30 protein-coding genes and 5 pseudogenes are annotated in these 25,052 nt (G+C 69.4%); 6 read left to right on the top strand and 29 right to left on the bottom strand.

The window, feature by feature from the left end:
• Positions 1–131: 131 nt before the first annotated feature.
• Together ACIOC0_RS02930 and ACIOC0_RS02925 are read left to right on the top strand one after the other, a co-directional pair.
• Positions 132–620, top strand: a complete 489-nt coding sequence (locus ACIOC0_RS02930; RefSeq protein ID WP_402151556.1) for a hypothetical protein — start codon at positions 132–134, stop codon at positions 618–620.
• Between the two features lie 79 nt (positions 621–699).
• Positions 700–1,395, top strand: coding sequence for a hypothetical protein (locus tag ACIOC0_RS02925; protein WP_402151553.1), 696 nt, complete (start codon positions 700–702; stop codon positions 1,393–1,395).
• Positions 1,396–1,452: 57 nt separating this feature from the next.
• On the opposite strand, the gene ACIOC0_RS02920 is transcribed toward ACIOC0_RS02925, so the two are convergent.
• From ACIOC0_RS02920 to ACIOC0_RS02905, 4 genes are all read right to left on the bottom strand, one after another.
• A complete protein-coding gene (locus ACIOC0_RS02920) occupies positions 1,453–1,857 on the bottom strand; it encodes a hypothetical protein (protein ID WP_402151550.1) in 405 nt (134 codons plus the stop codon).
• A gap of 219 nt (positions 1,858–2,076) precedes the next feature.
• Complete coding sequence (locus ACIOC0_RS02915; RefSeq protein WP_402151547.1) at positions 2,077–2,898, bottom strand: DUF317 domain-containing protein; 822 nt, start codon at positions 2,896–2,898, stop codon at positions 2,077–2,079.
• A gap of 15 nt (positions 2,899–2,913) precedes the next feature.
• On the bottom strand, positions 2,914–3,204 hold the full coding sequence (locus tag ACIOC0_RS02910; RefSeq protein WP_402151544.1) for a hypothetical protein: 291 nt from the start codon (positions 3,202–3,204) through the stop codon (positions 2,914–2,916).
• Positions 3,205–3,312: 108 nt separating this feature from the next.
• Positions 3,313–3,666 (bottom strand): DUF317 domain-containing protein, encoded by a 354-nt coding sequence (locus tag ACIOC0_RS02905; protein WP_402151541.1) that lies wholly within the window; start codon positions 3,664–3,666, stop codon positions 3,313–3,315.
• A 333-nt stretch (positions 3,667–3,999) separates the two neighbouring features.
• Between ACIOC0_RS02905 and ACIOC0_RS02900 the strand changes: the two genes are divergently transcribed.
• Together ACIOC0_RS02900 and ACIOC0_RS02895 are read left to right on the top strand one after the other, a co-directional pair.
• Entirely contained in the window at positions 4,000–4,905 is a 906-nt protein-coding gene (locus ACIOC0_RS02900; protein ID WP_402151538.1) for a DUF4365 domain-containing protein, read from the top strand.
• A 225-nt stretch (positions 4,906–5,130) separates the two neighbouring features.
• Positions 5,131–5,491, top strand: a pseudogene (locus ACIOC0_RS02895) (transposase); the annotation flags it as partial.
• A gap of 22 nt (positions 5,492–5,513) precedes the next feature.
• On the opposite strand, the pseudogene ACIOC0_RS02890 reads toward ACIOC0_RS02895, so the two are convergent.
• The 4 genes and pseudogenes from ACIOC0_RS02890 to ACIOC0_RS02875 form a co-directional block, all read right to left on the bottom strand.
• Positions 5,514–5,931 (bottom strand): annotated as a pseudogene (locus ACIOC0_RS02890) (ATP-binding protein).
• A gap of 217 nt (positions 5,932–6,148) precedes the next feature.
• The gene (locus tag ACIOC0_RS02885) at positions 6,149–6,751 is read right to left on the bottom strand and encodes a hypothetical protein (protein WP_402151535.1); all 603 of its coding nucleotides are present in this window, start codon (positions 6,749–6,751) and stop codon (positions 6,149–6,151) included.
• A gap of 35 nt (positions 6,752–6,786) precedes the next feature.
• A complete protein-coding gene (locus tag ACIOC0_RS02880) occupies positions 6,787–7,044 on the bottom strand; it encodes a hypothetical protein (protein ID WP_402151532.1) in 258 nt (85 codons plus the stop codon).
• Positions 7,045–7,293: 249 nt separating this feature from the next.
• Positions 7,294–8,118: a hypothetical protein gene (locus ACIOC0_RS02875; RefSeq protein ID WP_402151530.1), complete on the bottom strand. Its 825-nt coding sequence runs from the start codon at positions 8,116–8,118 to the stop codon at positions 7,294–7,296.
• 210 nt (positions 8,119–8,328) lie between these two features.
• On the opposite strand from ACIOC0_RS02875, the gene ACIOC0_RS02870 reads away from it, so the two are divergent.
• Entirely contained in the window at positions 8,329–8,847 is a 519-nt protein-coding gene (locus ACIOC0_RS02870) for a hypothetical protein (RefSeq protein ID WP_402151527.1), read from the top strand.
• Positions 8,848–9,000: 153 nt separating this feature from the next.
• On the opposite strand, the pseudogene ACIOC0_RS02865 reads toward ACIOC0_RS02870, so the two are convergent.
• Positions 9,001–9,185 (bottom strand): annotated as a pseudogene (locus ACIOC0_RS02865) (transposase); the annotation flags it as partial.
• Positions 9,186–9,724: 539 nt separating this feature from the next.
• Here ACIOC0_RS02865 and ACIOC0_RS02860 point away from each other — a divergent pair.
• Positions 9,725–10,096, top strand: coding sequence for a hypothetical protein (locus ACIOC0_RS02860; protein ID WP_402151524.1), 372 nt, complete (start codon positions 9,725–9,727; stop codon positions 10,094–10,096).
• A gap of 484 nt (positions 10,097–10,580) precedes the next feature.
• On the opposite strand, the pseudogene ACIOC0_RS02855 reads toward ACIOC0_RS02860, so the two are convergent.
• From ACIOC0_RS02855 to ACIOC0_RS02760, 20 genes and pseudogenes are all read right to left on the bottom strand, one after another.
• Positions 10,581–11,623: pseudogene (locus tag ACIOC0_RS02855) on the bottom strand (SpaA isopeptide-forming pilin-related protein).
• A gap of 53 nt (positions 11,624–11,676) precedes the next feature.
• The gene (locus ACIOC0_RS02850; RefSeq protein ID WP_402151521.1) at positions 11,677–12,165 is read right to left on the bottom strand and encodes a hypothetical protein; all 489 of its coding nucleotides are present in this window, start codon (positions 12,163–12,165) and stop codon (positions 11,677–11,679) included.
• A gap of 30 nt (positions 12,166–12,195) precedes the next feature.
• Positions 12,196–13,065: a DUF317 domain-containing protein gene (locus tag ACIOC0_RS02845; RefSeq protein ID WP_402151518.1), complete on the bottom strand. Its 870-nt coding sequence runs from the start codon at positions 13,063–13,065 to the stop codon at positions 12,196–12,198.
• Positions 13,066–13,096: 31 nt separating this feature from the next.
• A complete protein-coding gene (locus ACIOC0_RS02840; protein ID WP_402151515.1) occupies positions 13,097–13,717 on the bottom strand; it encodes an HAD-IA family hydrolase in 621 nt (206 codons plus the stop codon).
• Entirely contained in the window at positions 13,714–14,859 is a 1,146-nt protein-coding gene (locus tag ACIOC0_RS02835) for an MFS transporter (RefSeq protein ID WP_402151512.1), read from the bottom strand. Before ACIOC0_RS02835 ends, ACIOC0_RS02840 begins: the two co-directional genes overlap by 4 nt.
• Positions 14,856–16,082 carry an ATP-grasp domain-containing protein gene (locus ACIOC0_RS02830; RefSeq protein WP_402153165.1) on the bottom strand — a complete coding sequence of 409 codons (1,227 nt, stop codon included), beginning with the start codon at positions 16,080–16,082 and terminating at the stop codon, positions 14,856–14,858. Before ACIOC0_RS02830 ends, ACIOC0_RS02835 begins: the two co-directional genes overlap by 4 nt.
• 160 nt (positions 16,083–16,242) lie before the next feature.
• Positions 16,243–16,542 (bottom strand): annotated as a pseudogene (locus ACIOC0_RS02825) (hypothetical protein); the annotation flags it as partial.
• Positions 16,543–16,573: 31 nt separating this feature from the next.
• A complete protein-coding gene (locus tag ACIOC0_RS02820) occupies positions 16,574–17,809 on the bottom strand; it encodes an MFS transporter (RefSeq protein ID WP_402151509.1) in 1,236 nt (411 codons plus the stop codon).
• Positions 17,806–18,309 (bottom strand): regulator, encoded by a 504-nt coding sequence (locus ACIOC0_RS02815; protein WP_402151506.1) that lies wholly within the window; start codon positions 18,307–18,309, stop codon positions 17,806–17,808. Before ACIOC0_RS02815 ends, ACIOC0_RS02820 begins: the two co-directional genes overlap by 4 nt.
• Positions 18,306–19,148: a winged helix-turn-helix transcriptional regulator gene (locus ACIOC0_RS02810; RefSeq protein WP_402151503.1), complete on the bottom strand. Its 843-nt coding sequence runs from the start codon at positions 19,146–19,148 to the stop codon at positions 18,306–18,308. Before ACIOC0_RS02810 ends, ACIOC0_RS02815 begins: the two co-directional genes overlap by 4 nt.
• 42 nt (positions 19,149–19,190) lie before the next feature.
• A complete protein-coding gene (locus ACIOC0_RS02805; RefSeq protein WP_402151500.1) occupies positions 19,191–19,604 on the bottom strand; it encodes a hypothetical protein in 414 nt (137 codons plus the stop codon).
• 10 nt (positions 19,605–19,614) lie between these two features.
• Positions 19,615–20,058 carry a hypothetical protein gene (locus ACIOC0_RS02800; protein WP_006143150.1) on the bottom strand — a complete coding sequence of 148 codons (444 nt, stop codon included), beginning with the start codon at positions 20,056–20,058 and terminating at the stop codon, positions 19,615–19,617.
• Positions 20,055–20,537, bottom strand: a complete 483-nt coding sequence (locus tag ACIOC0_RS02795) for a hypothetical protein (protein ID WP_061915850.1) — start codon at positions 20,535–20,537, stop codon at positions 20,055–20,057. The genes ACIOC0_RS02800 and ACIOC0_RS02795 overlap by 4 nt, the downstream gene beginning before the upstream one ends.
• Positions 20,538–20,632: 95 nt before the next feature.
• Positions 20,633–20,959 carry an SH3 domain-containing protein gene (locus tag ACIOC0_RS02790; RefSeq protein ID WP_402151496.1) on the bottom strand — a complete coding sequence of 109 codons (327 nt, stop codon included), beginning with the start codon at positions 20,957–20,959 and terminating at the stop codon, positions 20,633–20,635.
• Between the two features lie 147 nt (positions 20,960–21,106).
• Complete coding sequence (locus ACIOC0_RS02785) at positions 21,107–21,667, bottom strand: hypothetical protein (protein ID WP_402153163.1); 561 nt, start codon at positions 21,665–21,667, stop codon at positions 21,107–21,109.
• Between the two features lie 6 nt (positions 21,668–21,673).
• Positions 21,674–21,847, bottom strand: coding sequence for a hypothetical protein (locus ACIOC0_RS02780; protein ID WP_402151493.1), 174 nt, complete (start codon positions 21,845–21,847; stop codon positions 21,674–21,676).
• A 16-nt stretch (positions 21,848–21,863) separates the two neighbouring features.
• Positions 21,864–22,547 (bottom strand): hypothetical protein, encoded by a 684-nt coding sequence (locus tag ACIOC0_RS02775; protein WP_402151490.1) that lies wholly within the window; start codon positions 22,545–22,547, stop codon positions 21,864–21,866.
• An 18-nt stretch (positions 22,548–22,565) separates the two neighbouring features.
• Entirely contained in the window at positions 22,566–23,051 is a 486-nt protein-coding gene (locus ACIOC0_RS02770; protein ID WP_334540745.1) for a hypothetical protein, read from the bottom strand.
• Positions 23,048–23,590, bottom strand: coding sequence for a DUF4913 domain-containing protein (locus ACIOC0_RS02765; protein ID WP_176119695.1), 543 nt, complete (start codon positions 23,588–23,590; stop codon positions 23,048–23,050). Before ACIOC0_RS02765 ends, ACIOC0_RS02770 begins: the two co-directional genes overlap by 4 nt.
• A gap of 253 nt (positions 23,591–23,843) precedes the next feature.
• Positions 23,844–24,599: a site-specific DNA-methyltransferase gene (locus ACIOC0_RS02760; RefSeq protein ID WP_093721462.1), complete on the bottom strand. Its 756-nt coding sequence runs from the start codon at positions 24,597–24,599 to the stop codon at positions 23,844–23,846.
• Positions 24,600–25,052 lie beyond the last annotated feature (453 nt).

The raw sequence follows: 25,052 nt of genomic DNA, 5'->3' as shown, positions 1-25,052 counted from the left end.
CGCCGCACGAAGATACCCACGGTGGCCAACTCGTCATCCGGACAACGGAGAAGCGGAGCGCCCCTGATGACGTGGCCGAAGGCGGCTGTGGACTTTGTGAATTGCAACCACCGGGGGCGCGCGGCACGATCATGAAGCGCGCAGGACGAGGTGACGAGGTGGAGGAGGACGCCAGGGTGTTTCACCGGATACGCCGCCGGGCCAAGGAGCCGAGCGAAGCTCAAAGGCAGTTCGCCGAGATGCATGCGCGGATGCAGGGCCAGGTCCCGCCGGGCATTGGAGTGCCGGCGGCTGAACCGAAGCCCGCCGAGCCGACCGTCGTCGTGGATGACTTCCTTCCGCCGGAGCTGCGTGTGCCGAGCCACGACCAGGTCGACGGCAAGATGATGCCGTGGAAGCAGCCCCTCGTCCTCGACGGCGAGATGGCCGCCTGCGCCGAGTGCAGCGCGTACCGGGACTGGCTCATCCTCTCCACCCGCGGCGAGATCTGGCTGCGCTGCCGGGCCGGACACCAGCAGCAGGAGACCCGCCTCGACACCGCGTGGTTCAACCGGAACAGCGGGCCGGCGGACGCGACGCACGCCACCTTCGAGGACTGCCTGCGCCACCTCGGGCACTGACCACCACTCCTACGACCCCACCGGGCCCTCGGGCCCGCACTGACCACCCGTCGCCTAGCACCAAGGGGTCAGTTCCGTCATGCGCGTTCGCGTCGCCACCACCGCCCTCGGCATCACAGCCGCCCTCCTCGCCCTGCCCGCCTGCTCCACCGACACCACCGGGGCCAAGCACCAGACCCCCTCCTCCGCCCGGACCGGAAAGCCGACCGGCGCGGTCCACAAGCCGACCGCGCTCTCGTCGGCCGCGCTCGAGTCCCGCCTGCTCGACCAGAGCGACCTCGGCAGCGGCTACCTGCCCAAGCCGCAGCGTCCTGTCCAGCACGACGACATCACCGTCATCGGCTGCCCGGCCCTGAGCAAGCTGGGCGGCGGCGCGGCGACCGGCGGCACGCTCACCTTCCCGCACAAGGCGAAGGCCGCCTTCACCTACGGCAGCAGCTCCTCGGAGATCTCCGAGGAGCTGTACAGCGACACGGCGAACAAGCTGTCCGTCGCCATCGGACGGATCTTCGACGCCATGACCGGCTGCCCCACCTATCAGGTCGTCGCGGGCGGCACTCCGATCGACATAACCGCGCAGAAGCTGCCCGCGCCCCAAGGTCTCGGGGATGAACAGTGGAGCCAGCTGCTGACGTACTCCACCGCAGGGCGGAGCACCGTGGTGAAGCAGACCACGATCCGGGACGGCAATCTGCTGGTGATCGTCTCCGGCGCCCCGGCCCTCGTCGACCGCCACCTCGGCAAGGCCCTCGCCAAGGCCACCGCAACCGGCTGACCTGCCCGGTCATGCTGCTGCCCCCTCGACCACGGTGGTCGGGAGGGCAGCAGCGCGTCAGCCGATGCGCTGAGCAGCGCGCGCCGCCTGGGCGGGAACCCAGGCTTGGACCTGGCCGGGCTGGACGTAGAGCACGTTCGGGTTGTGGCTGTGCGGCCCATAACCACTGGAGGCATTGACCAGCAGGTACGCGCCCGCGGGGACGTGCCAATTCCGGAACCAGGCGTCCTGCTGCCGACCGATGTCGCACCAAGTCACGACGGCCTTCGCCTCGCGGCGACCGCGCTGATAGACCCGCGTGATCTGAAGAAGATCTCCTCGGCCTGCATTCCTGTGCTGCTGGAACGCCTGCCACTGTGCTGCGAGGGCGGACATGCGCTTGCGGCGTGAACGGACCTTCAGCGGGACGATCATGGCGACGACAAGGACGAGGGCAAGAAGGACGCCGGGGCTGAGGTGCATTGCTGCATCCTGCAACTTGACGTCACAGGGTGGCAAACCCTTCGGGGACAACGAGGGGCAGTGTCAGCGACTGCGCCTCTGGCGACCGGGTTCCGTCCCGGCGGGCAGCAGCTAGCGCGTTGTGCGCACGTAACTACCGGCCCGAGAAACAAGAAGCCCGGCCCTCCATTTCGGAAAAGGCCGGGCTGTGTGTTTGGGGGAAATGGCAACGGCGGGGCGTTAGATGGCCGACGCGCGCAGGAGACGGTCCCGGGTGGCCTCGGGCAGCACCCGCCGCAGGACCGGTGCCGTCGAGCTGAGGGAGGCGGCGAAGGCGGCCACAAGGTCGTGCGGGACGCTGGCGGAGAAGGAGGCCGCCCACAGGCACGGTGCGCCGAGCGCGGGCTCGGCCCACGCTTGCCACCCGGCCAGCCTCGCCTCGTCGTCCTCGGTGATCAGGGCGCGCGGGTCGCCGTCCTGGATGAGAGGCGGCACCTCGCCGAGGCTGAGGTGCGAGGTGAACGTCGGGTCTGTCGCTGCCGCCTGGGGCTGGTCGATGTCGCGGAGCCATCCGTGTGCGGCGACGGCGTCCAGGACCAGCTCGGGTCCGGCAAGCGGCAGGGCGGGCTCGTCGCGAGCGTCGAGCGCGACGAGGAAGTCGGCTACGGCCTCACCGGGGACGTCGGGGGTGAAGTAGGCCGACCACTGGGCGAGCGGGCTGCTCGTGTCCGCGCGGGCGGAGATCTGCCAGGCGATCGGCAGGTCCCCCAGGTGGAACGGTTCGTCCGCCAGGCTCCACTGCGTCCAACAGAGCACATCAGGGCTGACGTGCAGGACGGTGCTGCGCAGGATCTTGCGGTCCTCGGGTGCCTCATCCGGCTCGTGCCGTCCGCGGACGATCGTCAGGCTAGTCCAGCCCAGGCCGGCGAGCGTTTCGGCGACGGAGTCGTAGAGGCGCCCATCGTCACCGGCCAGATGCCGGGGGCCGACCCAGAACGCAGGCTGGCCGCCACTTGGAGTGGACGGGTCGGGCGGGAAGTCGGGGTACAGGGGCGCCTCCAAGGGCTCGGTACGGGTCTAGTTACCGCCAGCACGACGGCGGGGACGGCGCGGGGGTGCCTGGACGTCGCCCTGCCAGGTCAGGGCGACGGCGACCTCGGGCGGCAGATGGCCGAGCTGTGATCCCTCGTCTCGGTCTTCGGCGAGGTAGACGACGGTTTGGCCGGTCTCGTCCACGGACTGTACGACCTGCGCCAAGCGGTGTGCCATGGGAAAGAACGGGTTCATGGCCTGGCGAACCGGAGCACTGCGGTCGCAACCGGACAGCAGGTCGATGAGATCGCCGACGGTCATCTCCGTGAACGTCATGAACGGCCTCCTTGGGTCGGGAAAACGGTGAGCGGTGGAATCAGCCGGCGGCCTGACAGTCAGCCGGCCACCCTCCCCAGCGAGGACTACGCGTGGGCGCCTGCACTGTCATACGCGACGTGTGGTTTCCAGCACGCGCGCCACGGCGGCGGCGACGATGTCTGCCGGCGTCTCGGTGTCGAACGACAGCTGGTAGCCGCGTACGTTGGCCGTGCCGGTGACGGCGATCTTCCATCCCTCACCGTCGGTGCCGGGACGACCGAGCGGGAACCAGCCGAGGTAGAACCGGCCGTCCTTGGAGCTGACGTGAACGTCCGCACGGTCGTCCACGATGAGGTTGAAGTCCTCCGCGGAGAATTGGTCCATGACGAGCGTGGGCTGGCCAGGACCCAGCTGCCACTCGCGCAGCCGCAGGGCTTCGACGGTGGTGGAGAATCCAGGGCCGGCGGGAGCCACGGTCACGGGTAATCACCTCTCTGACCTGGGGTTTCTTTGCAGGGTCGTCTACGTTGACATGCCCTCGCACCCGTTGGCCAGTCCTTCCGCGATCTTTCCTGTCTGCCCCCGGCGAACTGTCCGTCGACACCGAACCCAGCCTGCATGTCCTTGTTGCCAATCCAGTCGCCCTAAGCGCACCTGGCAAAGTCCTCTGCTAATCCTGTAACTCTTTGTTGGCTACGAGGCCAGCAGATGCAAGGAACGTACGCGACGGTGTCGCTGGCTCTGGAACCCCTGCGCCGTACGATGCTGCTGGGGTGCTAATACTCTCCACTATGGCAGGGGGCGGTTGCGGTCGTGCGGGTTCGGCAATCACAGCAACTTGAGCGAGAGGGAGTGACCTGGATCAGCCACCTCGTCACTCGGGAGCTCGGGTGGGTCTTCAGGGAGCAGCCGACTGTCGATGTGGGTATCGACGCACACTTGGAGGTTGTGGACGGCACCACCTCAAAGGCGACAGGCCAACTCCTTGCTGTGCAGATCAAGGCAGGGTTGAGTTATTTCGCGTCACCTACCGAAGAGGGATGGTGGTTCGTCGGCGACACGGCGCACATTGAGTACTGGCTGGGGCATTCTCTGCCAGTTCTTGTGATGCTCTACAACCCTGAAACTCAGAAGGCCTACTGGCAGCACGTCAGCAGGCAGACTGCGTTTTCGACGGGCAAGGGGTGGAAGATCCACGTGCCTGTTACTCAGGAGTTGCGCGCGGAGTCCGTTGTGGAGATCCGGCCTCTTGCGCGGCCATCATCCGAGCTTCAGGGGCTGCTCGCTTGGGACATTGAAGGCGAAAACAGGTGGGCTTCCTGGCCAGAGAAGGCCGAGCTCTACCGCCACCTCTTGAGTGCGCGCCTGCACATGCTTTTCAGCAGCGTTGTCGGAATCACCGAGGTTCGTCGTGACTCCATGCCGGTGGACATGACGGTATGGCTGACCATGGGGCGCACCATTGACGTTGCTCTGATTCATCCCTCCAGCCGTCTGGATAGACTCATAGCCCGGGGAAAAGACGCCTTCAATCCCGTTGTGGTCGTCGTTTGCGGCGCCAAGACTCTGAGCGAGTGCCCTCAACTACGGGGGCTCACAATTGATCCACCGCTCTACTTCGCTGCATGGAGCCCCAAGACCGGGGGCGATGGAGATCTGCAAACGGCTATGGAACACGCTATCCGCTGGCTGTGCGGGCCCGACGAAGTCTGGTGCTGATCCCGTGATGGTCACGGCTAGCCCAACGGTGATCCTTGCCATCCAATCCAGTCGCCCAGGTCAGGGCGCCGGCCACAGGGTGGATCCCACTCCGCTACTTCGACAACCAAGTTAGTCGTCGCAGGTCAAAGACTTCGGGTGGACTGGATTCGATGTCAGCGGACACGAACTGCTGCCCGAAATGACATCGCCGTCCGTCGCCAGAGCAGCCACTCTGGGCGCTTTGGTCTGTTGCTAGGAGCGGAGTTCGTCATGGCTGTCGGCGACCTGAGCGCCTTCGCAGACGCCGGCCACCTGGCCTCGGCAGCCGGCTGGGGCTCGTCCCGCGCGACTCAGGTCGCCGCACCGGCAACCTGTACCGTCCCATCCGCTGCAGCAGCCGCCTGCGACGCATCATCTACTTGTCCGCGCAGACCAGGATCACCGCCAGGGACCGGACCGCGACTTCTACCTGAAGAAGCGCGCCGAAGGCTGCAAGCACGTTCAGGCCGTGGTCGCCCGCGCCCGCCGCCGGACCAACGTCCTATGGGCCCTCTTGCGCGACGACCGAGTGTTCACCCCGGCACCGCCACCCCAGGCGGCTTGACACCTTTGCCTCGTGCCAGTGTTTACACCATGCGGCCCGCCGGGTGTCCGCCTGGTTCGTCGGCCAGCGTGACCGTCGCCTTGATGCGCTTGCCCACCGGCTCTCGGCGCACCTCAAAGCTGCGGCATACAGCCATCACAATTTCCAAGCCGTGCTGCCCGACCTGGCCCGGGTCAGCAGCGCGGGCCACCGGGAGCGTCGGATCGGTGTCCCACACGCTGGTCTCCACGGCGCCGTCGCTGACCTCCAGGTCCAGCAGGCACGGGCCAGGCGCGTATTTGTAGGCGTTCGTCACCAGCTCGCTCACCACGAGCTGGACCATTCGCGCGGCCGGACACCGGAATGCCGTGAACGGCCTGCGCCTCGGTCAGGAATCGACGAGCGGTGTCCCGGGCCTCGGCCACCGGCTCGTCACCGACGAAGGTCACGGCCGAAAGTATGGGACGGCGGGCCAGAGGCTCTTCTTCGTTTTCATGCAGGACCGAGCCCACACCGCCACCCTCGTCCTGAGCACCACGGTTAATGCCGCCCAAATAACCCCGACGCGATGCGGAACACCAGGCCCGCCCCAGCCTGTTCCTCGCGGAGTCCGCTTGACCTCGTCATTAAAGAAGGCCCCCGGCCGGTTGACTCGGAGGCTGGCTTGCTGAGGCTCTGTCAGTGCGGCTCGGGCGGAGCACCGTGATCGTCCAGGATTTCACGGGCCGCGTCGATGAACAATTCGGTAGGAATGTTCAACATTTCCTCAATGTCGTTGAATCTCTGATCCATTTCATCCACCACCTCTTGTGTGGGGGCGGATCGTGAGTGGTAACTCATTAGGTTAACCCGGAACGTAAAATCACGGGCATGGCGATATTCCGTAGTGGCAGGCGTGACAATGCCCTCGGGGCCCTCAACACAGACTCGTGCGAATACGGAGTTGAGCTCTGTTCGCCGTGTAGTCAGGGAGTCCTCGAACTCCCTGACCTTGTCATCTTCCTCGGCGAGCAGGGCGTGAAGGGCAGCGTGTGCGTCAGTGCTCAGGTTCTGCATGAAAGCAATGAGAGCGGAGTAGGCGACGCTTCTTGGCTCTCTCCGATCTTTGAGGTGCTCGAACCGCACCTGTTCTCTCGCGATGGTCTGCTGCCCGTCGACCTGCCATCGTGTCTGGCGTCCCGCCCACAACCCCGTGGCGAAAGCCGCCCCTCCGGAGCCAATTGCCCCCACCGCCGCACCCAGTACGGCCGCCAATCCCGCATCCATCGCGCCATTCTGCACGATGAGGTTCTGGCGTACGGGCCACATGACGTTGGCTAGAAGCGCCTGGTTCGCCGCGCGAGCTTGCGCGGGTCCATCTCGCCGTCGTCCTCGTCGGACGGGTCGAGGCCGCCGCCCAGGGAGGGCGGCGGGGCGGCAGGCGTGACGAGAGCCTGAAGGGCCTTCGCATCGGCCTCCAGCTCCTCGGGGGTCTCGCCGTGAAGGCGTCCGGCCAGGGCGTCGGGGAGGTCGAACTTGCCGGCCACGGTGGTGACGAGGAGAGAGCGCTCAAGCTCGGCGTTCTTGGCCTTCACGTCCGCGAGGGCGACCTCGAACTCCTCCGGGCTCTTGGCCTCGGAGAGCTTCGTCTCGGCGTCTCGCAGTCGGGTTCGGTATCCGGCCGCCTCGTTGCGGACCTTCGCCAGTTCCCTTCGGGCCCAGTCGGGCTCGTCTTCCTCGTTGCTCGACGATCCGCCGGCACCTGCGCTGCCGTCCGGCTTCCGCTCCTCGTCCGACTTCTGGCCGGTCGGGGTCTCCTCCTCGTTGGCTTCTCGTCAGACACTTCACGCCTCCGGGGCCGTGCTCGTGGACTGCCGCGCCTCCTGGGCTGCGACTCGCTGTTGCTTGCGGATGTACCGGCGCCAGACGCTCACCGCGCCCTTGCCGGTGTGGCCCTTGGTGACCTCTGGCCCCAGGGCCTCGTACTGCCGTGAGATGGCGGTCAGTTCGCTCGACTGGTACTGATCCCGATTCCAGATCGGCATCGCGTAGCAGTGGCAGTTGTCGTGGTACCTGTCTCCGTCCGCGAAGGTGGCGGACTCGCGGGACTTGTGGACCGGTCCGCGGCTGATCAACATGGCGCACCAGCCGCGCGGGGTGCCCGTACGCGACAGGCGCACGTACCCGAGGGCCCGCCGGTCGCGGGTCATGTGCGTCCAGTTCGTTGACCGGGCGCCGTTCATGGCGATGCGGGAAGCCGCGGCTGCCTGCCGCGAGCCTGCCTGCCGCTTGGCCTCGTCGGGATCGGCGTCCTCGACGGTCATGCGCCGGTCGAGGTTGGTCGGGCCAAGGGCTTCGAGCACGATCCGAAGCTCCTCTTCGGCCTGGCGCTCGATCCGGTCTTCTTCCTCTCGAAGCCCCTTCAACTCCTCGACGAGGATGCGCTCCCAGTCTTCGTCGTCGCCGTCGCTGTCGTCGTCAGAAGCCAGGACCCGCACGTCAGGTTCATCACGACGTTCGTCCAGGTCATCAACGTGGTGGCTATCTACGGACCGGGAGGGCGAGGCTTCCCCGTCAGCGACGGTCGCGGTCTCGTCCCTTCGCTCAGACGAAGGGGCGTACGTGCCGGCCAGGGTGGCGAACTCGCGCCGCAGGTCGGCGACCGTCACGTACGTGGGCTCCGGAAAGGTGGAAGCCTGTAGCCTCACTCACACTCCGGCGGCACCCGAAGGGCTACGGCGGAAGGGGTGGCGGCGCAGGAGTAGGGCCGCCCGGACGGGCGGACAACACGAAGGCAACGAGTGGCGATAACGGCCGGAAGGCTGCCAGCATCCGTAAAGGACTTGACGCTTTGAGTGTTAAGCCCTTTACATAACAGCATGTTTGATGACAAGCGCCTTCAGAAGGAAGCCGAGCGGTACCGCATCAGCGCCGGCGATCAGTACCGCAGGGCTGCTGAAGCCGACAAGATCGGTCAGGGGGAGAGAGCCGAAGAGTGGCGCGAGTTGGCGGCGCGGTCGACCCGCAAGGCCGAACTGTACGAGCGCCTCACCGGGCGTTGGGAGTTCGGGGGTGGGAAGCTGGAGCTGACCTCGATCGACGTGGAAGAGGCGCACAAAATCCTTGACCGCTTCGACCAGAACCCGATCGGGGAAGTGCTGACCTACGCGGAGGGCGATTCGATCACGGAGGGCCGCCTGGACATCATCCAGGGGAAGGCGTGTTCCTGGGCGTTCGGCAATGCCGTGCGCGCCGAAGCGCTCGATGAGATTGTCCGCATGGTCCAGCTAATGGAGGGGGACGGCGTTGAGGTGAACCTCGCCGCACTAGCCCGCATGACGGGGATATCCCGGCAGACCCTCCATGCCCGCCTGAGCGCCGCTCGCGCCTCCCATTAGCCAGCCAGGGCGTACTTTTGTACAGGCCGATGGGCCGCCCCATGGGACCCGCACGCCACCGCTGACCAGCGGATTCGCCCGCCATTGACAGCCGCGCTGACGGCCTCGTCGACCTTGGAACCGTGGCAGAATCCGAGCTGCTAAGACCGCGTCCTACCTGGTGAGGCGGACGAGTCGCTTGTAGCAGCAGATGGCTGCGGCGAGTCCAAGAAAGGCCAGGTAATTGCGGGGATTTCGCTCGTAACGGGGCTGAGCCGGCGGTAGCCGGACAGCCACGACATGGTGCGCTCGATCACCCACCTGCGCCGCCCTAATCGTTCGCGAGACTCGATGCCTTTGCATGGTGGGCGCAGCTGGCGGCCGGCAGCAAGATCCTCAGCGCGTACGCGCACCGCGCCGTCCTGGTCGGAGCGTCCGTACGCCCTGGAGATGATCTCTTCCTCACCATCGACCACAACCTGCACCCTGGCCAGCCGCCCCTCGGCCCTTCCGGATCCGACAGCGACGAGGCAGTGGCGGGCCGAGGCAATCTGGAAGAGCATCTCGGCGACAGCGACGACGCGCTCATCGCCGCAGCCCGGGCCCAGATGCTCACCTACCTCGCCCTGCGTTCCGCTCCCGCCTCGCAACTGCGCACGGTGGCGGTGCCTGCTGACCGCACTTCCCGGGTTCGACGCTTGAGCCTGACCACACCACTGGAAGACGACGGCCTCACCCTGGCCATGCGGGCCGACGCCCGAGGAGCAGCAGTCCAAGCCGAGCAGCACACCCTGCGCGCCTCCAAGCCGAGCAGCACACCCTGCGCGCCGCTATCCGCTCCAGGGGACTCGACGACTTCCTCACCTGCCGCATCCCCGGAACCGACGTCCACCTCGGCATGTCACGCAAGCTCTTCGCCACATGCGAGCGCCTCCACGAGGAAGACCTCGCCATCGCCCGGAGCACTCCAGGACTTCCCGCCGAGGACCAGCCGGCCGATGACCAGGGCCTCAGCGACGAAGCTCAAGAAGAACAGCGACTCACCCAAAGGCGGATCTTCCGCGAGCGCCAGGAGCAAGCCCGCCCCCGGCTGCGCCCCCTGCTCCGCGACGCCTACGAGCGCGGTGCGACGAGCGAGTGGAGCAGCCTGCTGCGCCGGACCCAGGAGCCGGCACTCGTCCTGGAAGGCGACGAGGGCCTCCTCGAAGCGGCGACACCGAAACCGTACCTGGCCGTCAGCCGCTACGAGCTGCCCCCGGCACGCGCCTAAATCTCCACATCAGCCGATACCAAGCGTTCGGCTGCGGTCCAAGGAACAGCTCACCCGACCGGGGACAGACGGCAGGCGGCAGCTGGCACCTGCACAAATGGAGCACCGTACGCACGGAGTCGATTCGCCCCCTTAGGGGCGCGGCTGAACAGTCGGGCGTGTGATGGCATGAATCGAGGTATCGGGGCAAGTCGAAGGGTGTTCGCATGGGATCTCCGGCCGCTACCGCCAGGGCTGCCCGGCAGCGGCCGGGGAGAACAGACTGCAAGGGCTTCATGCCGTCGCCTACGGCTCTGAGTCGAACGCGATGACCGGAGCCGATCAAGTTCTGCACGTCTTCGACACCCTCGCCGACGCGGAGGCCGCCCTGAGTAGGTGACACCGCCTCGCGTGTGCGGTGCCGGAGGGGCAGCAGTTGGGCGTCGAGAGAATGCCGGCAGGCCCCCGGATACCCGGGAGCCTGCTGGCGGTGGTCGATGTTCGGCTAGTTCGTCTCGCCGTTGTCGTGCGGTTCGGACTCGGTAGTCGTGCGACGGTGGACAGCGACCAGGGTGACGGCGCCTGCGACGACAAGGATCCCCGCGCCTGCGGCGATCCAGGGGGTGGCGTCGGCGCCGGTATGGGCGAGGGAGCCTGCCGGCGTCGCCGGCGTGGAGTCGCCGTCCGGGATCGCGGCTGCGGTGGAGGTGGGTTTGGCATCCGGCGTGCCGGTGTGCGGCGCGGAAGGCTTGGCCCCGCCGGTCTCGCTGCCCGGCTTGTCCTCGTGTGTGGACGGGGTACCGGTGGGCTTGCGCGTCGGCTTGTCCGAGGGGTCGGGCTTCGGGCTGGTCGCAGTCTTGGTGTTGGTGACGGTCACAGTCACCGGTGAGCCGGGGCCCGCGGTGAACGTCTTGGACGGCTTGTAGAGGTCGTACCGGCAGGTGCCTTGACCTGCTTGACCCAGAACTCCGTCTTCCGGCTCGACACCGGCAGCTCCCCGGAGGCCATGCCCTTGGCGCCGGTCGTCAGGGTGACCAGCGTTGAGGTGCCGGTGCCGATGTTCACGGTTGCGCCGGGCAGGAGCTTGCCGGTCTTGTCGTCCTTGGCCTGCAGGTGGACCCTGGCGGCCTTGAACGGATCGATGATCGTCAGCCGCGTGGTCGCGCCGGGCGTGATGATGACGTCCTGGTCGGCGACAACCTCGTGGAGCGGGTTGCCGGAGGTCGTCTCCTTGAGCCGGTAGACGCCCGGGGCGAGGTCGGGGAAGGTCAGCTTCCCCCGCGCGTCGGTTGTCCCGCGTCCGGCCTCCTGGCCGGCTGAGTCGAGCAGCAGGAACGCGGCGTCGGGGAGCACATCTCCGGCCGTGTCCCTGGTGGTGATCTCAACGCTGCCCGCGTCCGGGGCCGGTGTGTCGGCAGCAGTGACCGACGCGGAGGGTGTCGGTTCGGAGGGTTGGGCGTTCGCGGTCGGCGCCCAGGTGAGGGTGCCGGTCACCGCGGCGGCGACGGCGGCGGATCGGACGGCGCCACGGACGAAACGAGCGTGCACGGGGAAGAGGGCTCCTTGATCGGTTGGTGGAAGGTCGGTCACCGCACGGGGATTCAGCGGGTGCGGGCTTGGCTGCGTGTGGCCGGCGGGTAGGGCGCCCGGTGCGCGGTCCGGCTCGCCGCGGGGCTGGGCGTGAACGCGTCCCAGGCGCCGGGGAACCAGACGGTGGTGTACTGCTCGATGGCGTCGCGCAGCCCGGTGGTGACGGCTCCGTCCCAGGGTGGCTGGCCGGGGTGGCGGTTGGTGCTGAACGTGCCGTACTGCTTGGTGTTCGGCCGGGTGTTGTTGGCTTCGTCGCGGCGGTGGAAGGTGCCGTGATCGAGGAAGCTGAGGGCGACCGCGTCGATTTCTCCGCGGCCCGGGTGGATGACCGCCACACGAAGTCCGCCGTAGGTGTCCGCGTGGATGGTGGCGGTGAAGTCGATTCGCAGCCGCAGCGGTGCGCCCGGGACCGGGGCGGCGAAGTAGGTGGCGCCTACGACGGCGTGGTCGTGGAAGGGGAGGCACAACTTGGCGAAGAACTCGGCGGCGTGCAGGGGCAAGAGAGAACTCCAGTCGAGAACGGACCGGCGCTATCGGCGCGGGCTGGGTAGGGCTGGTCGGCTGGTGGTGCTCCACCGAGGGACACTCGCAGCCTGCAGCGCGGCCGGCCGGCGGGAGGCGGCAGCCCGCTGCACGTCGAGCGGGGTTGGGGCCGGCGACTGTGGCGGGATGATGGGGGTGAGCTGGGCCATGCCCTCGATGTAGCTGAGGGTTTCCAGGCGCCACCGGGGCAGCGGGGTCGGGTCGGCGACGCACTGCGTGACTGCGGTTAGCAGGGCGACGGGGGTGTCGGTGCTGGCCGTCGCGTACCAGACGGGCCGGTCGATGGATTTTCCCGCCCAGAGCTGCCAGCGGGCGTCACGGGTGGTCAGCTCGGCTTCCGGATCGAGGTCCCCGGTGGTGAACTCCAGGCCGGCGAGGCCGTCCGGGGCCTGCACGGCGAAGACGCCCCAGCGGGGACGGTCGATCTGCCAGCCCTGTTGCAGGAGAGGCACGACGGCGAGGAAGGGATCGTGCTCGTCGGTTCCCGAGACCGGCCTGGCGAGGTAGGTGTCCGGCCCCTGTTCGTAGGCGGTGGCGATGGCGGTGGTGAACGCCTGGACGAACTCGGTGGGGACGCGGTCGTTGAAACACACGCCCCATGTCGGGGGGCCGAATGGGTCCTTGTAGGCGTTGATGCGCCAGAGTCCGTCGTCCTCGCCTTCGGGCAGGTAGCCCAAGCGCACGCGCCGGTCGGGGGCGTTGACGTACACGTTGCCGAGGTCGTCGTACTGAAGGTCCCAGCCATGGTCGAGGAGCGGGACGAGGGCAGGGTCGCCGGTGCAGGTGCTGCCGGCGAGATGGCGCGGGGAGACGAAGACGTCTCCGTCGAGCGTGTGACGGTCGTCGTGAAGGGACACGGGTTCCTGAGTGGCGGCGTGGGCGGATGAGTCAGCCGGCGGGCAGCAGAGCCGCTCGGAGGGCGTCGGTGGAGCCGGTGTAGTGCAGCGTGCGCAGGCCCAGGCGGGTGGCTGCCTGGCAGTTGTCGGGGCGGTCGTCCACGAACAGCACGCGTCGTGGATCTCTCACCCCGGTGGCCTGCAGTGCCTGCTGGTAGGTGGCCGGGGCGGGCTTGCACAGCTGCAGGCGGGCCGAGTAGAGCGCCTGGGTCATCATTCGGCGCCAGTCGTGGGTGTCCAGCACCGTACTGAGGTGGGCGGGTGCGTTGGACAACAGCACCATCGGCAGTCCGGTGGCATGGGCGCGGCACAGGACGGACAGAACGCCCTCGTCGGTCGCGGTCCACATGTCGGTGTCTGCGGCGAGGAGTTCGCGCAACAGGCGGGGGCCCGGATGGAAGCCGAGGACGCGGGCCCAGTACGCCAGGTCGCTGAGCTGGCCGGCGTCGTAGAGGTCGCGGGCGTTCCAGAAGACGCGCTGGAATGCTGCGAGATCGTCTTCGGGCCAGGAAGCGGTACGGGCCAGCCGTAGCCACTGGGCGCGGGTGGGCTGCAGGCCGAGGACGCCGTTGTAGTCAAGGATGACGGCGTCGGGGCCGGTGGGGCGGGTCAAGGGGCGGTGTTCTCCAGGGCTCGGCGGGTGAGGGCGGCGAGAGCGGCTGCGAGGAGGGCGGGCAGCAGCAGGGCCGTGGGCAAGGTGGTGGCGCTGGCGAGGGCGCCGATGACGGCGGGGCCGGCGAGGAGGCCGAGGTAGCCGGTGACGGAGACCGTGGCGACGGCCCTCGGGCCGTGTCTGCCGGCGGCGGTGATCAGGGAGGGGACGGTGCTGGACAGGCCGAGCCCGAAGACCGCCCAGCCGGCCAGCGCCGCAAGCACGCTGCCGACCAGGACGCCGGTGGTCAGTCCGCCGGCGGCGAGCGCAGCGCCGGTGCGGACCACGGCAGGAGCGCCGAAGCGGGTCGTGAGCCAGTCGCCGGTGAGCCGGCCGATCGCCATGCCCATGCTGTTGAGGGCAAACGCTGTCGCGCTGAGGGCGGTTGTGGCGTGCAGCGTGTGCAGGTGCACTGCGGCCCAGTCGGCCGCCGCCCCCTCCCCCAGCAGGCTCGCAGCCGCCAGCGCACCCAACAGCCACACACCTCCCGCCCGGCCCTGACCGGCCCCCTGGGGCTCCGGCAGCTTGGGCTGGTCGGCGCCGCTCAGCGCGAGGGTGCGCGGCCCGGCCACGAGCACGGTCGCGGTCAGCGCGAGGCCGGTGGCCATAAACAAGGCGCTGTGGGCTGTGCGCGCAGTGGCAGCGGCCAGGGCGGCACCGCCCAGGGCACCGATCGAGTACGCGGCGTGCAGGGAGGACATGACCGGCCGGCTGGCGGCGTTCTGGCAGCGAACCGCCGCGGTATTGGCGGCGACGTCCAGGACACCGTGCGCGGCACCGAAGGTGACAGCCGCCGCGAGTAGCGAGGTCAGCGTCCGGCACTGCCCCAGCACGGCGAGAGCCGCTCCCAGTGCGACAGCTCCGCCAATCAGGAGCAGGGGAAGTCGGTCGGGCCGGGCGAGTCGGCCGCCGGCCTGCAGTCCGGCAACCATGCCGACAGCGGCGGCGAGCAGGACGAGCGACAGGCCGGCGGTGGTGAGGTGAGCGGCGTGCTGGACGGCCGGCATCCGGGCGCCCCAGACCGCCATCACCACGCCCAGGCCGAGGAAGTAGCTGGTCAGCAGGACACGGCTGCGGCGCACGGAAGCGTCGGCGCGGGTCATGCGGGGCGGCCACCCGCAGCAGGCTCGTCGGCCGTGTGCGGCACCAGGGCGACCTGCAGATGGCGCACAGCCTGCTTGGCGCGGGTCTGTGCGAGGTCCGCGGTGGGGGCGGTGGTGATCAGGTAGCCGATACGGGCGGTGAACATGTTGCCGCCGTCGGCCGGGAGGAGCAGCTGGTCGCCGACCTGGTGCTGGAAGTGCACGCGTTCCAACCAGCGCGGGCTGGCGCCGTCGAATCCGAGGCGGAGCAGGGTGCCGGAGGTGTCGGGGTAGAGCAGCTGGATCGCGGCGGCCGAGGACCGGGTCGGGGTGAGGTCGGGGGCACGGCCGCAGGCGATGTCGGCGGCGTTGCGCGGCAGGTCGATGCCGGTGGCGAGCTGGACGAGGTGGCCGATCATGTCGCCGGCGATCCGGCCGTTGACCTCGACCAGCCGCGGCCGGCCGTCGACCAGCCGCATCTCGACATGGGAGACGCCGTCGGTGATTCCCAGGGCGTGGATCGCGGCGCGTGCCGCCGGTGCGACCAGGTCGAGCAGCGGGTCGGCGGCGTCGACGGAGTGGGCCAGTTCCTCGAAATAGGGCGGGGCGCTGACCGTCTTGCGGGTGACGGCCACCACGGTGGTCTCACCGCCGTAGGTGACACACTCGGCCGATACCTCGGGCCCGTCGAGATATTCCTCCACCAGCACGCTGGTGGACTCGAGCCCCAGCCCGGCCGCTTGGTCGGCGAACGTGAAGGCGGCGGTGAGCTGTTCGGGGGTGTCGGCGCGGATCACGCCGATACTGGCCGCGTGCGCGGCGGGCTTCAGCACGACCGGGTAGCCGATCCGCTCGGCCGCCGCCTGGGCCTCGGCGCGCGTGCGCACGCTCACCGAGGCGGCCGATGGAACCCCGTGCCGGGCGAACAAGAGGCGGGAGGTGGCCTTGTTGCGGCATGCCTGCATGGCTTCCGGGGCGGTGGTGGGCAGGCCGAGCTGGCGGGCGAGGCGGGCGACCGGGACGAGGTACCACTCGGTCCAGGTGAACACGCCGGCCAGGTCGTAGCGGTCGGCCAGGGCCCGGCCGGCGGCGGACAGCGCCGCCTGGTCGGTCGGGTCTGACACGACCACACAGTCCCGCAGGTACGGCGTCTCCCATGAGGGCTCTTCGCCGGTGATCAGGACGACGTCGTAGGCGGAGGCCACGGACTGAAGGCAGTACCCGCGGTACGCCTCGGCCTCCATGTCGGATGCGGCGACGACCAGGACGACAGGACGGTCGGACAAGAACGGGCTCCTCAGAATCTAAAGAGGGGGCAGGGAGATGTGGGTGGCGGACATCGGCGGGGGCGGCCCGCTGTGGGTGTCCGGCGAGCAGCCGCCGGGAGCGGTGCGGGCGAGGCTGAGCGGCGTGGTCGGTGCCGAAGTCGAACGCGCTGGCCCAGTGGGGGTGCTCGTCGATCAGGCGGCGGGCTAGAGGGCGGTGAAGTTGTTGTTCAGCCCGACGACGCCGTACGGGAGTTGGCGGCGAAGGTCCTCGAAGAGGTCCTTCACGCCGACGCGTGTGACGCCGGCGGCCAGACGGCGGGCGGCCATGCGGTTCCAGGGCCCGGTAGACGTTCGGGTTGTGGGCGTCGAAGGCGTGGAACTGCTCGGTGATGGTGCGACCGGTCGCACGGTGCGATCCGAGGGCGGCGATGGACATGAAGTTCTCCACAGGCTGGGACGCAGCAGGGTCAGGTGCGCAGGGCCGGATCGGTGCGCAGGCGCGTGAAGGCGAGGGCCAGTCCGAGGCCCTGCAGGACGGCACATGCGGTGATGACGTGGCCCAGTGCGTCGGTCGGCGTGAGCGCGGTGAGTACGCCGGCGACGGGGAAGGGCAGCAGGAGGATGAGGATGGTCGCCGACAGGGTGCTGCCGAACTTCTCCGGAGGGATCAGGCGGGAGCGCAGGGTGCGCAGGACGACCGTCATGCCTCCTTCGCCCGCCATGAGGACCGCGACTAGGACGAGGTAGGACCGGTAGTCGGGGGCCTGGGCGGCGGCGAGACAGCCGAGTGAGGCGAGGGCGGCGCAGGCGGCGCCGACCGGCCACAGACCGAGGCGGTCGATCGCAAACCGGCAGAATGTGACGCTGAGGAGCGTCGCTGCGGCAGCGGCGGACCAGACGAGGCCGACGGCGGTGGTGGACTGCCCGAAGTGCTTGACGACGATCACGGGGCCGGCCGCTTGGAGAAGGCCGGTGGCCAGGTTGGACAGGGTCAGCCCGGTCACGAGCCAGCCGAGCGCGGGCAGCGAGCGGATGGTGCGCCACCCGGTGAGCAGTCCGGCGCCGGACTGCCCCTTCGGCGCGCGGGCCGGTGCCACGGGCGAGGGCGGGGTGCGCAGGGCGAGCATGGCAGCCAGCAGCGAGAGCACGCTGATCATTGCCAGCATCGGCGGCGGCCCGGCGAGCAGGAGCACTGCGGCGAACGCCGGCCCGGCCATGGTTGCGGTCTGGTCGATGCCAAGCAGGACGGCCTGGACACGGTGGGCCCGCCGTCCTGCTCGCCGTCCGGCGGCGGCGCCCGCGGTCTCGGCCGCGATATAGCTGAACTCGGTGAGCACGCCGGTCGTCGCCGCCAGCACCATCACGGTCGCGCCCGCCACGGTGCCGGACGGGTGGAGGTGGAGCAGGACCGCGCCAGCGGCGAGGGCCAGCGCCCTCCCCAGGGAGGCAAGATGGAAAACCACTGAGGCACCGCGCCGGTCAACGACCGAGCCGGCCCACCCGAACGCAGCCAGCCGCGGAATCCACTCCAGGGCGAAGGCGGCGCCCGTCAGCGCAGCGGATCGCGTCGTGGCTAGGACAAGCAGCGGGATGCCGTAGGTGGACATCGCGAACGCCAACGCGTCCGCCGTGCGCGGCAGGTAGATGCTGCGCATCAGCCCGCCGGTGTGGCGTGCGTGCCGCGGTGTGACCGCTGCGCTCACGCGACCGGCTCAGGCTCGGGCACCCTGGCCACCTGGGGGTTGTCGGCCAGCCACTGGATCAGGAGGGTGCGGGGACGGGCCAGCCCCGCCTCGGCACCGTCGCCGGTCAGCGGAGAGAGAGCGTCGGCGCGCTCGGTGGAGAGCGACGGTGCCAACAGGTCGAGGACGTGCCGGATACGGCGGCTGAACTCGCAGACGGGGGCCGGGACGGCGTGACGCCGGGCCCAGCGAGCCATCGCGTCGTACAGGTCGGCCAACTCCGCTCCTGCCTCGCTAAGTTCGAGACCGGAGCCGGGTGCGATCCGGACGAGGCCGTGGGCGCGGGCCGTGTCGGAGGCGCTTCGCAGTTGGTGCGTGGAGAGGTCGGGCAGGGTGCCGGCCAGCCGTCGCGGCGGTATGGCGCCGTTGTCGTCGATCTCGGTGACCAGGCGGATCAAGGAGCGCGAGGCGAGAAGTTCGACGGCGTGGCGTACTTCGGCAGGGGTGAAGGGGGTGCTCATCGGCGCGGGCCTCCCGCCGGGATGGCTGCCTTCGGGCGGGCGGTCGTAGCGTGCGAGAAGAGATCGCGGTGGTGCCACGCCGGAGAGGATGCGGTCGTGCGAGCGGGTGGGAGCGCCGCGGGGGTCGGCCGTGGCTGGCTGCTGAGCCACGGCCTCGGCGCGGGCTTCGCCTGCGGCTGTCCCCAGACCGGGTGTTGGGCCGCCTGGTCGAGGCTCTGCCCGGCGGACCAGGCGGACAGGGCGCCGAGCACGGGGCCAAGGCCGTCGCCGGCTGCGGACAGCCGGTAGGGCTGGCCGATGCCGTCGGTGTCGACCAGGCCGTCGGCGACGAGCTGCCGCAGCGGCGGATAAATGTTGGTCCAGTCGCTGCTGGGCATCACGATCCGGGCCAGAGCCCGGCCGCTGACCTCCTGTCGGGACTTGAGCACCCACAGGATGGCGGCGGCGTGGCGCCGGGTGAGCAGGGTGAGGCCGTCCTCGATCTGCTCGATCGCGGGCAGCGGACCGTCCGCCTTCTCCAGGTGTCCCTCGGCCCAGGTGACGATCACCGGCAGGACCGGCAGCAGGGCCGCGCCACGTTCGGTGTGGCGGTAGCTCACGTGCCGTGCGGTGTGTTCGGTGCGTTCGACGAGTCCGGCGTCGCACAGAGACTTGAGCTTGGGGTGGAGCTGGCCGTTCTGCAGCCAGGACACCTTGGCCGCCAGCTCGCTGTAGCGCAGCGGCGGGCCAGAGAGGGCCAGGAGGATCCTCACGTTCCAGCGTGGGGTGATCATGGCGAGGGCCTCGGTGACCCGGGCGATGTCGGCGTCGGTGTCAGGGGGCAGAGCGGTGATGGCCAAGGGAGGAACTCCTGGGTGAAGGAAAGAGAGAGATCGCCTGGGTCAGCGGCTGTGTGCCGGGCTCGGCACCGGTAGAGGCGGAGCTGGAACGGACGGCGAGGGAGCCGGCGGGGCAGGCGTCGGGGCCGGGACGCGAGCCAGGCTCTGCAGGACGGCGGCGACCGACTTGGCCTGGACGTCGCGGACGGCGACGGCTTCGGCGAGCCGGCGTGCACCGTCGAGGAGGTGGGAGACCTCGTGCGGGTCGATCTGCCGCTCGGGGTGGATGAGCCGGGCGAGGTGGTCGCGGTGGACGTCGATGCTGCGCTCGGCGAGGGCGAGGTCGTCGTGCATGCCGAGCAGGGCGGAGAGCATGCCGGGCGGCTGGCCCTGGGCGTGGGCTTCGAGGTCGGCGAGCGGCGCGCCGTACAAGTCCTCGATCCGTCCGGCTATGTCGGTGGACGTGAGGTGGGGCAAGCGGGGGCTTTCACGGTCGGCGGGCCCGGGCCGCCCCGGCACGCTGCGGTGCCGGGGCGGCAGACGGGGGCAGGGTTGCGGTGGCCCTGAGCTGAGCCGTTCGTACGGGCCGAGCCTGCTGGGCAGGCGGGGGCATGGTGCGCAGCAGTCCGCCGAGGGCGGCGCGGTAGCCGTCGCGGGCCTCCAGTGCGGCTTCCAGCCACTGCGCGTCGAAGCGGAGCTTGTCCGCCGACAGTTCGCCCATGTCGCGGTCCGGGTCCATGTCGGCGTGGACGCGGTCGCGGACGCGGGCGACCTGCTCCTCGGTGAGCGCCAGGAACGAACGCAGCTCCAGGGCACGGGCGAGCGCGGGCGAGGCACCTGGGCTGGCAGCCGTCTCGTACAGCTCGGGTAGCGGGTTGCCGAAGACCTTCTGCAGGTCGGCGTCCATGGTGCTGGCCTTGTCCCGGCTCATCGGGCGGTCCTTGCCGGCCGCCACGCCGATGCCGGTGCGGCTGTGCCTGCGGGCCGGTGGGGAGCGCTGGTCTGCACCGCCGGGCCGGTTCGGGGCCGGAGGCGGGCGAGGCGTTGGGCGGCGAGGTCCTTCTTCCCCGGGGCGTCCGGGTCGAGGAGCCAGCGCACGACCATGGCTCGGCCGTCGCGGGCGGTGACGGCCGCGTTCACCCGGTGGGCGAGGCCCATCGTCGGATCGTCGATCTCGCTGGGCTGGGTTTGCAGCGCAGCGAGGAGGTCGTCCTCCGCACGCTCCAGCACGGACTGGGCCTCGACGAGAAGGCCATGCCACTTGACGACGTCGGTGGCATCGGGATTCGCGGTCGGCGCGGCGGCGACCGCGGCCTTCAACTGGTCCATGCCCATGTCGAAGCGCGCTTCGATCCGTTCGGTGAGCACGCCCACGACATCCTCAGACTCATCGGATATGCCATCGGGCAAAGGGAAATCTCCTGTTCTGGAAAGGCCGATCCCTGGGGTGGGAGGGACTGCCGTACCCGGTGGCTGAGCCGCTTACGGGCACCTGCTGGGCTCTGTCAGTCCAGGCACATTCGGACGTCGCGGTAGACGTACGTGCCGGAGACCCAGCCCTTGACCCCGGTGGTCTTGTCCGTGATGTAGAGCCAGTTGCCGCTCTTCTTGTGCACGGTGAACTTGTGGCTCTTGTAGAGCACGCCGAGCGCGGTGGACTTCGTGGTGGCCTTGGACCGGATGGTCACGGCCCTGGTGTGTACCTCGTACGGCAGCGGCGGCTGGGACGAGCAGCTGCTCGCGGGGGTCGCGCTGGCGGTGGTGGCGGACAGCACAGGCAGAGCGAGTGCGCCGAGCATGGCTGCGGATATGGCAATTCGGGTGGAGCGCATGCGGAAGAAACCTCCGTGAAGGCATAGGGATGGCGGGGAAGGTGCCGCGGGTGTTGTCCCGGCGGCTGTATAAGAATCCGGATATTCGCCGGTTTGGCTAACCGGCGATCGTCGGCTATGTTGCGCCGCCCTGGTCGGCTTTGACGCTCAGCGTGAGCGGCCGGGCGGGCGCGGGGCAGGAACCTTCGGCAAGCCGGCCGGGCGGCTAACTGCGGCTGCCGGGCGGACCGGCGGAAGAGGGCCGGCCTCGCCCGCGAGGCGGTCGTCGCACCACTGCAGTGCCTCGCCGAGCGTGTCGAAGCCGCCCTCGCGCAGGGTGTGCGTCCACGTCTCGGTGTCGACCTCTTCGACCACGACGCGGAACGGCGAGGGAGCTCGCTCGTCCAGGGCACGCAGGGCCACGACGATGACCATGTCGTCCGGGTCGTCGCTGGTGTAGGAGTAGCCCATGGCGTAGTGGTCGCCGTCGCCGGCGAGGCGCAACTCCAGCGCGCGCGTGGCCTCGTCCGCTGGCGGCGGGCCGAGTGGGGCGAGGGCGATGGCATCGGACGGACAGCCACGGTGGATGAGCCAGGACTGCGCCATCGCGGGCAGCGGCAGAGGGGCATGCTCGAAGCTGAACGTCCGCTTCTCGCGGTCCCGTTGCAGATGCACGGCGAGCACCTGCGGCATGCCGGGGTGCCCCCAGGTGGTGGTGCGGTCGAACAGGACGTATTAGCTGTGCGGGCCGTCGTGGTGTTCGGCGAGGGGAACGAGCATGTCCTCGTGGACGGCGACCTTGCGGTAGAAGTCGAGGTATTTCTCCTCGTCGGCGTCGAGGTCGTCCAGGTCGAAGTCGACTTCGGGGAGGGACTTCCGGTCCGGCGCCGGGTCGGTGGGAGACAACAAGGGCCTTTCGGTGAAGTCAGCGCCGCTGCGCCGGGGTGGGCCGCGATGCGCCGGGGCGAGCCGGGACCTTCGGCGCCTGCACCGTGGGAGCCCGGCGGGCGGCGAACAGCGCGGCCCGTCCGGCGTCGGTGAGCGCGACCGGCTGGCCTGCGTGCACGGGGTGGCCGGTGTCCCGGACGACCAGGCCGGCGTCCTCCAACTGCTGCAGCTTGGCGTGGGGGATGCGGGTACCGGAGGCGGCTGTGACGGACATCCGGCCGGTCAGCAGGTGTTCGTAGAGCTTGGCGCCGCCGGCGATGGCGAGCAGCGCCGCCTGGTCATCCGTCGAGAGCTGCCGTGCGTCGGGCGCGGAAGCCGCCGCTGCGGCTTCGATGGGCTCCAGGGCGGCGAGCACCGCCCGGGCGGCGGCGGCCTCTTCCAGCTGGTCCACGGTGCGGTCGATGCGCGTGAACAGGGCGATGTCGACGTCGAACTCGCCGCTGGACAGGCGGTTGAGGAGCCGGAGGTAGAAGGTGACGCTGGTCTGGGCCTTGGCCAGTTCACGGTGCCGGTCGACCAGGTGGGCGTGCTGCTCGTCGAGGACGCCGCGGTCGCGGTAGGCCCACACGGTGTCGATGTCGTGCCCGGTGACGGCTTGGAGGCGGTGGTCGAGCGGGGAGACCGCACGCCGGGTGGGTGCCGGCGCGGGTGGAGGGTGCATAGGCGGACCTCTGTGCGTTCAGCGGGTGTGATGGTGCGCGGGGTTAGGGGCGGGACGGGGCAGCCCCGGCAGTGCGGTGGGCGGCGGACCGGGCCGGGGTACGGGAGCGCGGGTGGTCAGCTGCGGGGAACGCGAGCGTGCCGCGTGGGTGCGGGCGCTCAGCGGCCGACGAGTCATCCCTAGGCGGCGGCCGACCTCATCGTAGACGTCGTTGCCTGCTCGCGGCCGGATGGCGACGACGTGGATCTCCTTGGGATGCGCGGACTCCGCAGGTGCCGGGCGGACGCCGTAGACGACACGCCAGTCCTTGCGCGAGTCCACGAACAGCTTCCTGAATCCCTCCAGGTCACCGTCGAGACGCAGGCCGAAGCGCTGCGCGTTCACGACATCCTGCAGGTAGGCGAGGGTGAGGTCGCGTATGTCGCTGGGGGCCTGGAGGAGATCGGTCAGCGCGCGGGGGTCGAAGCTCAGTGCGAAGGCGGGCTGTCCCGCTCCCGCGGTCATGACGTCGGCTCGTCCGGTTCGGCGGCTTGTGTCGTGTTCGCCGTCTCCGTGCGCACGGACGGCGGCGGGCCGGGCAGAAGGCGGTGCGCGGGCCGGTCGGGCGAGGTCATGCAGGCCGACAGCGGCCCACCCGGCGCGCGGATCGCCGCGACGGCGTGGGTGAGGAAGTCCCGGTGCCACACGAACAGACCGGACAGCCCGGCTTCGGGATCCTTGTGCTGCTGGTAGGCGAGCCACAGGGCGTGGAGCCAGGCCACCACGTCGTCGTGCTCCTGCCACTGCAGGCACCAGGGAGCCGCGGTGGTGACCTCCGCCCCGTACACCGGGAGAAAGAAGTCATCCACCCAGTCGGACAGGGCGTCGAGTTCGTCCTCGCGTTCTTCTCCATCGAGTTCCAGGATCGGGCGGGGCTCCGGTGGAGCGGCGGGAGGCGGCCCACCGAGTCCTGGCATGCCGAAGGCCGCGAACGGTGATCCGCTGGACGGCGGGGCGGACGCGAGGTGGTCGAGCTGCTGAGCCTGTTGCGCCGACTGCTCCATGAGCCGCCGCACGCTCGCCTCGATTCCCTCCAGCTGTCGGTCCGGAATACGAACCGGCTCCAACTCGCCATCGTCAGGCGACTTTGTTGATTCGGGCATTGAAAAGCTCGGCCTCCTACGAGACACGGGATGAGAAAAGGACGGAAGCGTCTGCGCGCGGCCCATCCGGCGAGCTGCACGGCCACTGCGGCGGTATGTCGCCGACGGCTACGCTTGGGGAGCCGGTCGCCTTGGCAGAAGGCAAGGACGGGTCTCAGCCGGTAAGGTCCACGTCGTCCTGCGTGAGGGTTTCGCGGATCGTCTCGGTGAGCCGGTCGGCCGCGATCGACGCGTAGTGCTCGGTCTTCTCCACGCCGATGAAGTCCCGGCCTTCCAGCAGAGCGGCCACGCCCGTGGAGCCGGAGCCGGCGCAGAAGTCGAGGACCGTGCCGCCCTCGGGGCTGATCTTGACCAGCTCGCGCATCACCTCGACCGGCTTCTGCGTGATGTGCCGGCGCTGCGCGCCCGAGGGCTGCGACGCCGAGTACATGCCGGGCAGATAGACCGGGTTCTGGGAGCCGTCGATCGCCCCCTTCGACGCCCAGACGATGAATTCGCAGTTCTGGGTGAACCGGCCCTTCTGCGGCCTGGCCTGCGGCTTGTGCCAGGCCAGCACACCGCGCCACAGCCACCCGGCTGCCTGGATCGCGTCCGTCGTCGTCGGGAGCTGACGCCAGTCGGTGAACAGCAGCGCGGTCCCGCCGGTCTTCGTCAGACGGTGCGCTTCGGTCATGATCTGCGTCAGCCAGAACGCGTAGGACCTCTGGTCCATGTTCTCGCCGGTAAAGTCTGCGAGGTCGTTCTTGGCATCGGCGGAGGTGTACTTCTGCTTCGCGGAGCGGGTGGTGCGCTCCTTCGCGGTCCGGCCACCGCTGTTGTACGGCGGGTCGGTGATGACGGAGTCGACGCAGCCGTCCGGAAGGCCGGAGAGAACGGCAAGGGCGTCGCCCTGGTGAAGGGAAAAAGGCAAAGAGGGGCCCCTATTCGGGTGCGGATTCACGGTGGGAACTAGCCGCCTCGCACAGAGTCCTCGCAGGCCGGAAGTGGGCATGCAGAAGCCCAGGGCCGCAGACCGAGGAGGCGAGGGGAGTCCAAAAACTGTAGAGGCGAATCCGCCGACGACCAAGAAGTGCCGTGCGAGGGTGCCGGATTCCGGCACCTCGCGCCAGCTTTTTGGTCAACCGCCAATCCGCATCTACTGTTTTTGAACCGCCCGGCGGACACCGCCGCTGGCTACTCCCCCGCCACACCTCACGGAGGTACCCCCTTGCCCTGACACACCTAGCTCACGGCCCGGCCAGCTGGGAGCGAGCGGCAACTCGCCCCACATCGGTCCGCCTTGATCGCCCACCCCGGCCGCCGCGCCCTTCCACCACGCCTCGCGCACGCGGCACGCCGGACACCGCACCCCCGAAGGACACGC

The sequence above is a fragment of the Streptomyces sp. NPDC088254 genome (assembly GCF_044740925.1).
In the GTDB taxonomy this organism is placed as follows: domain Bacteria; phylum Actinomycetota; class Actinomycetes; order Streptomycetales; family Streptomycetaceae; genus Streptomyces.
This window is presented reverse-complemented; position numbering and strand designations above follow the sequence as displayed.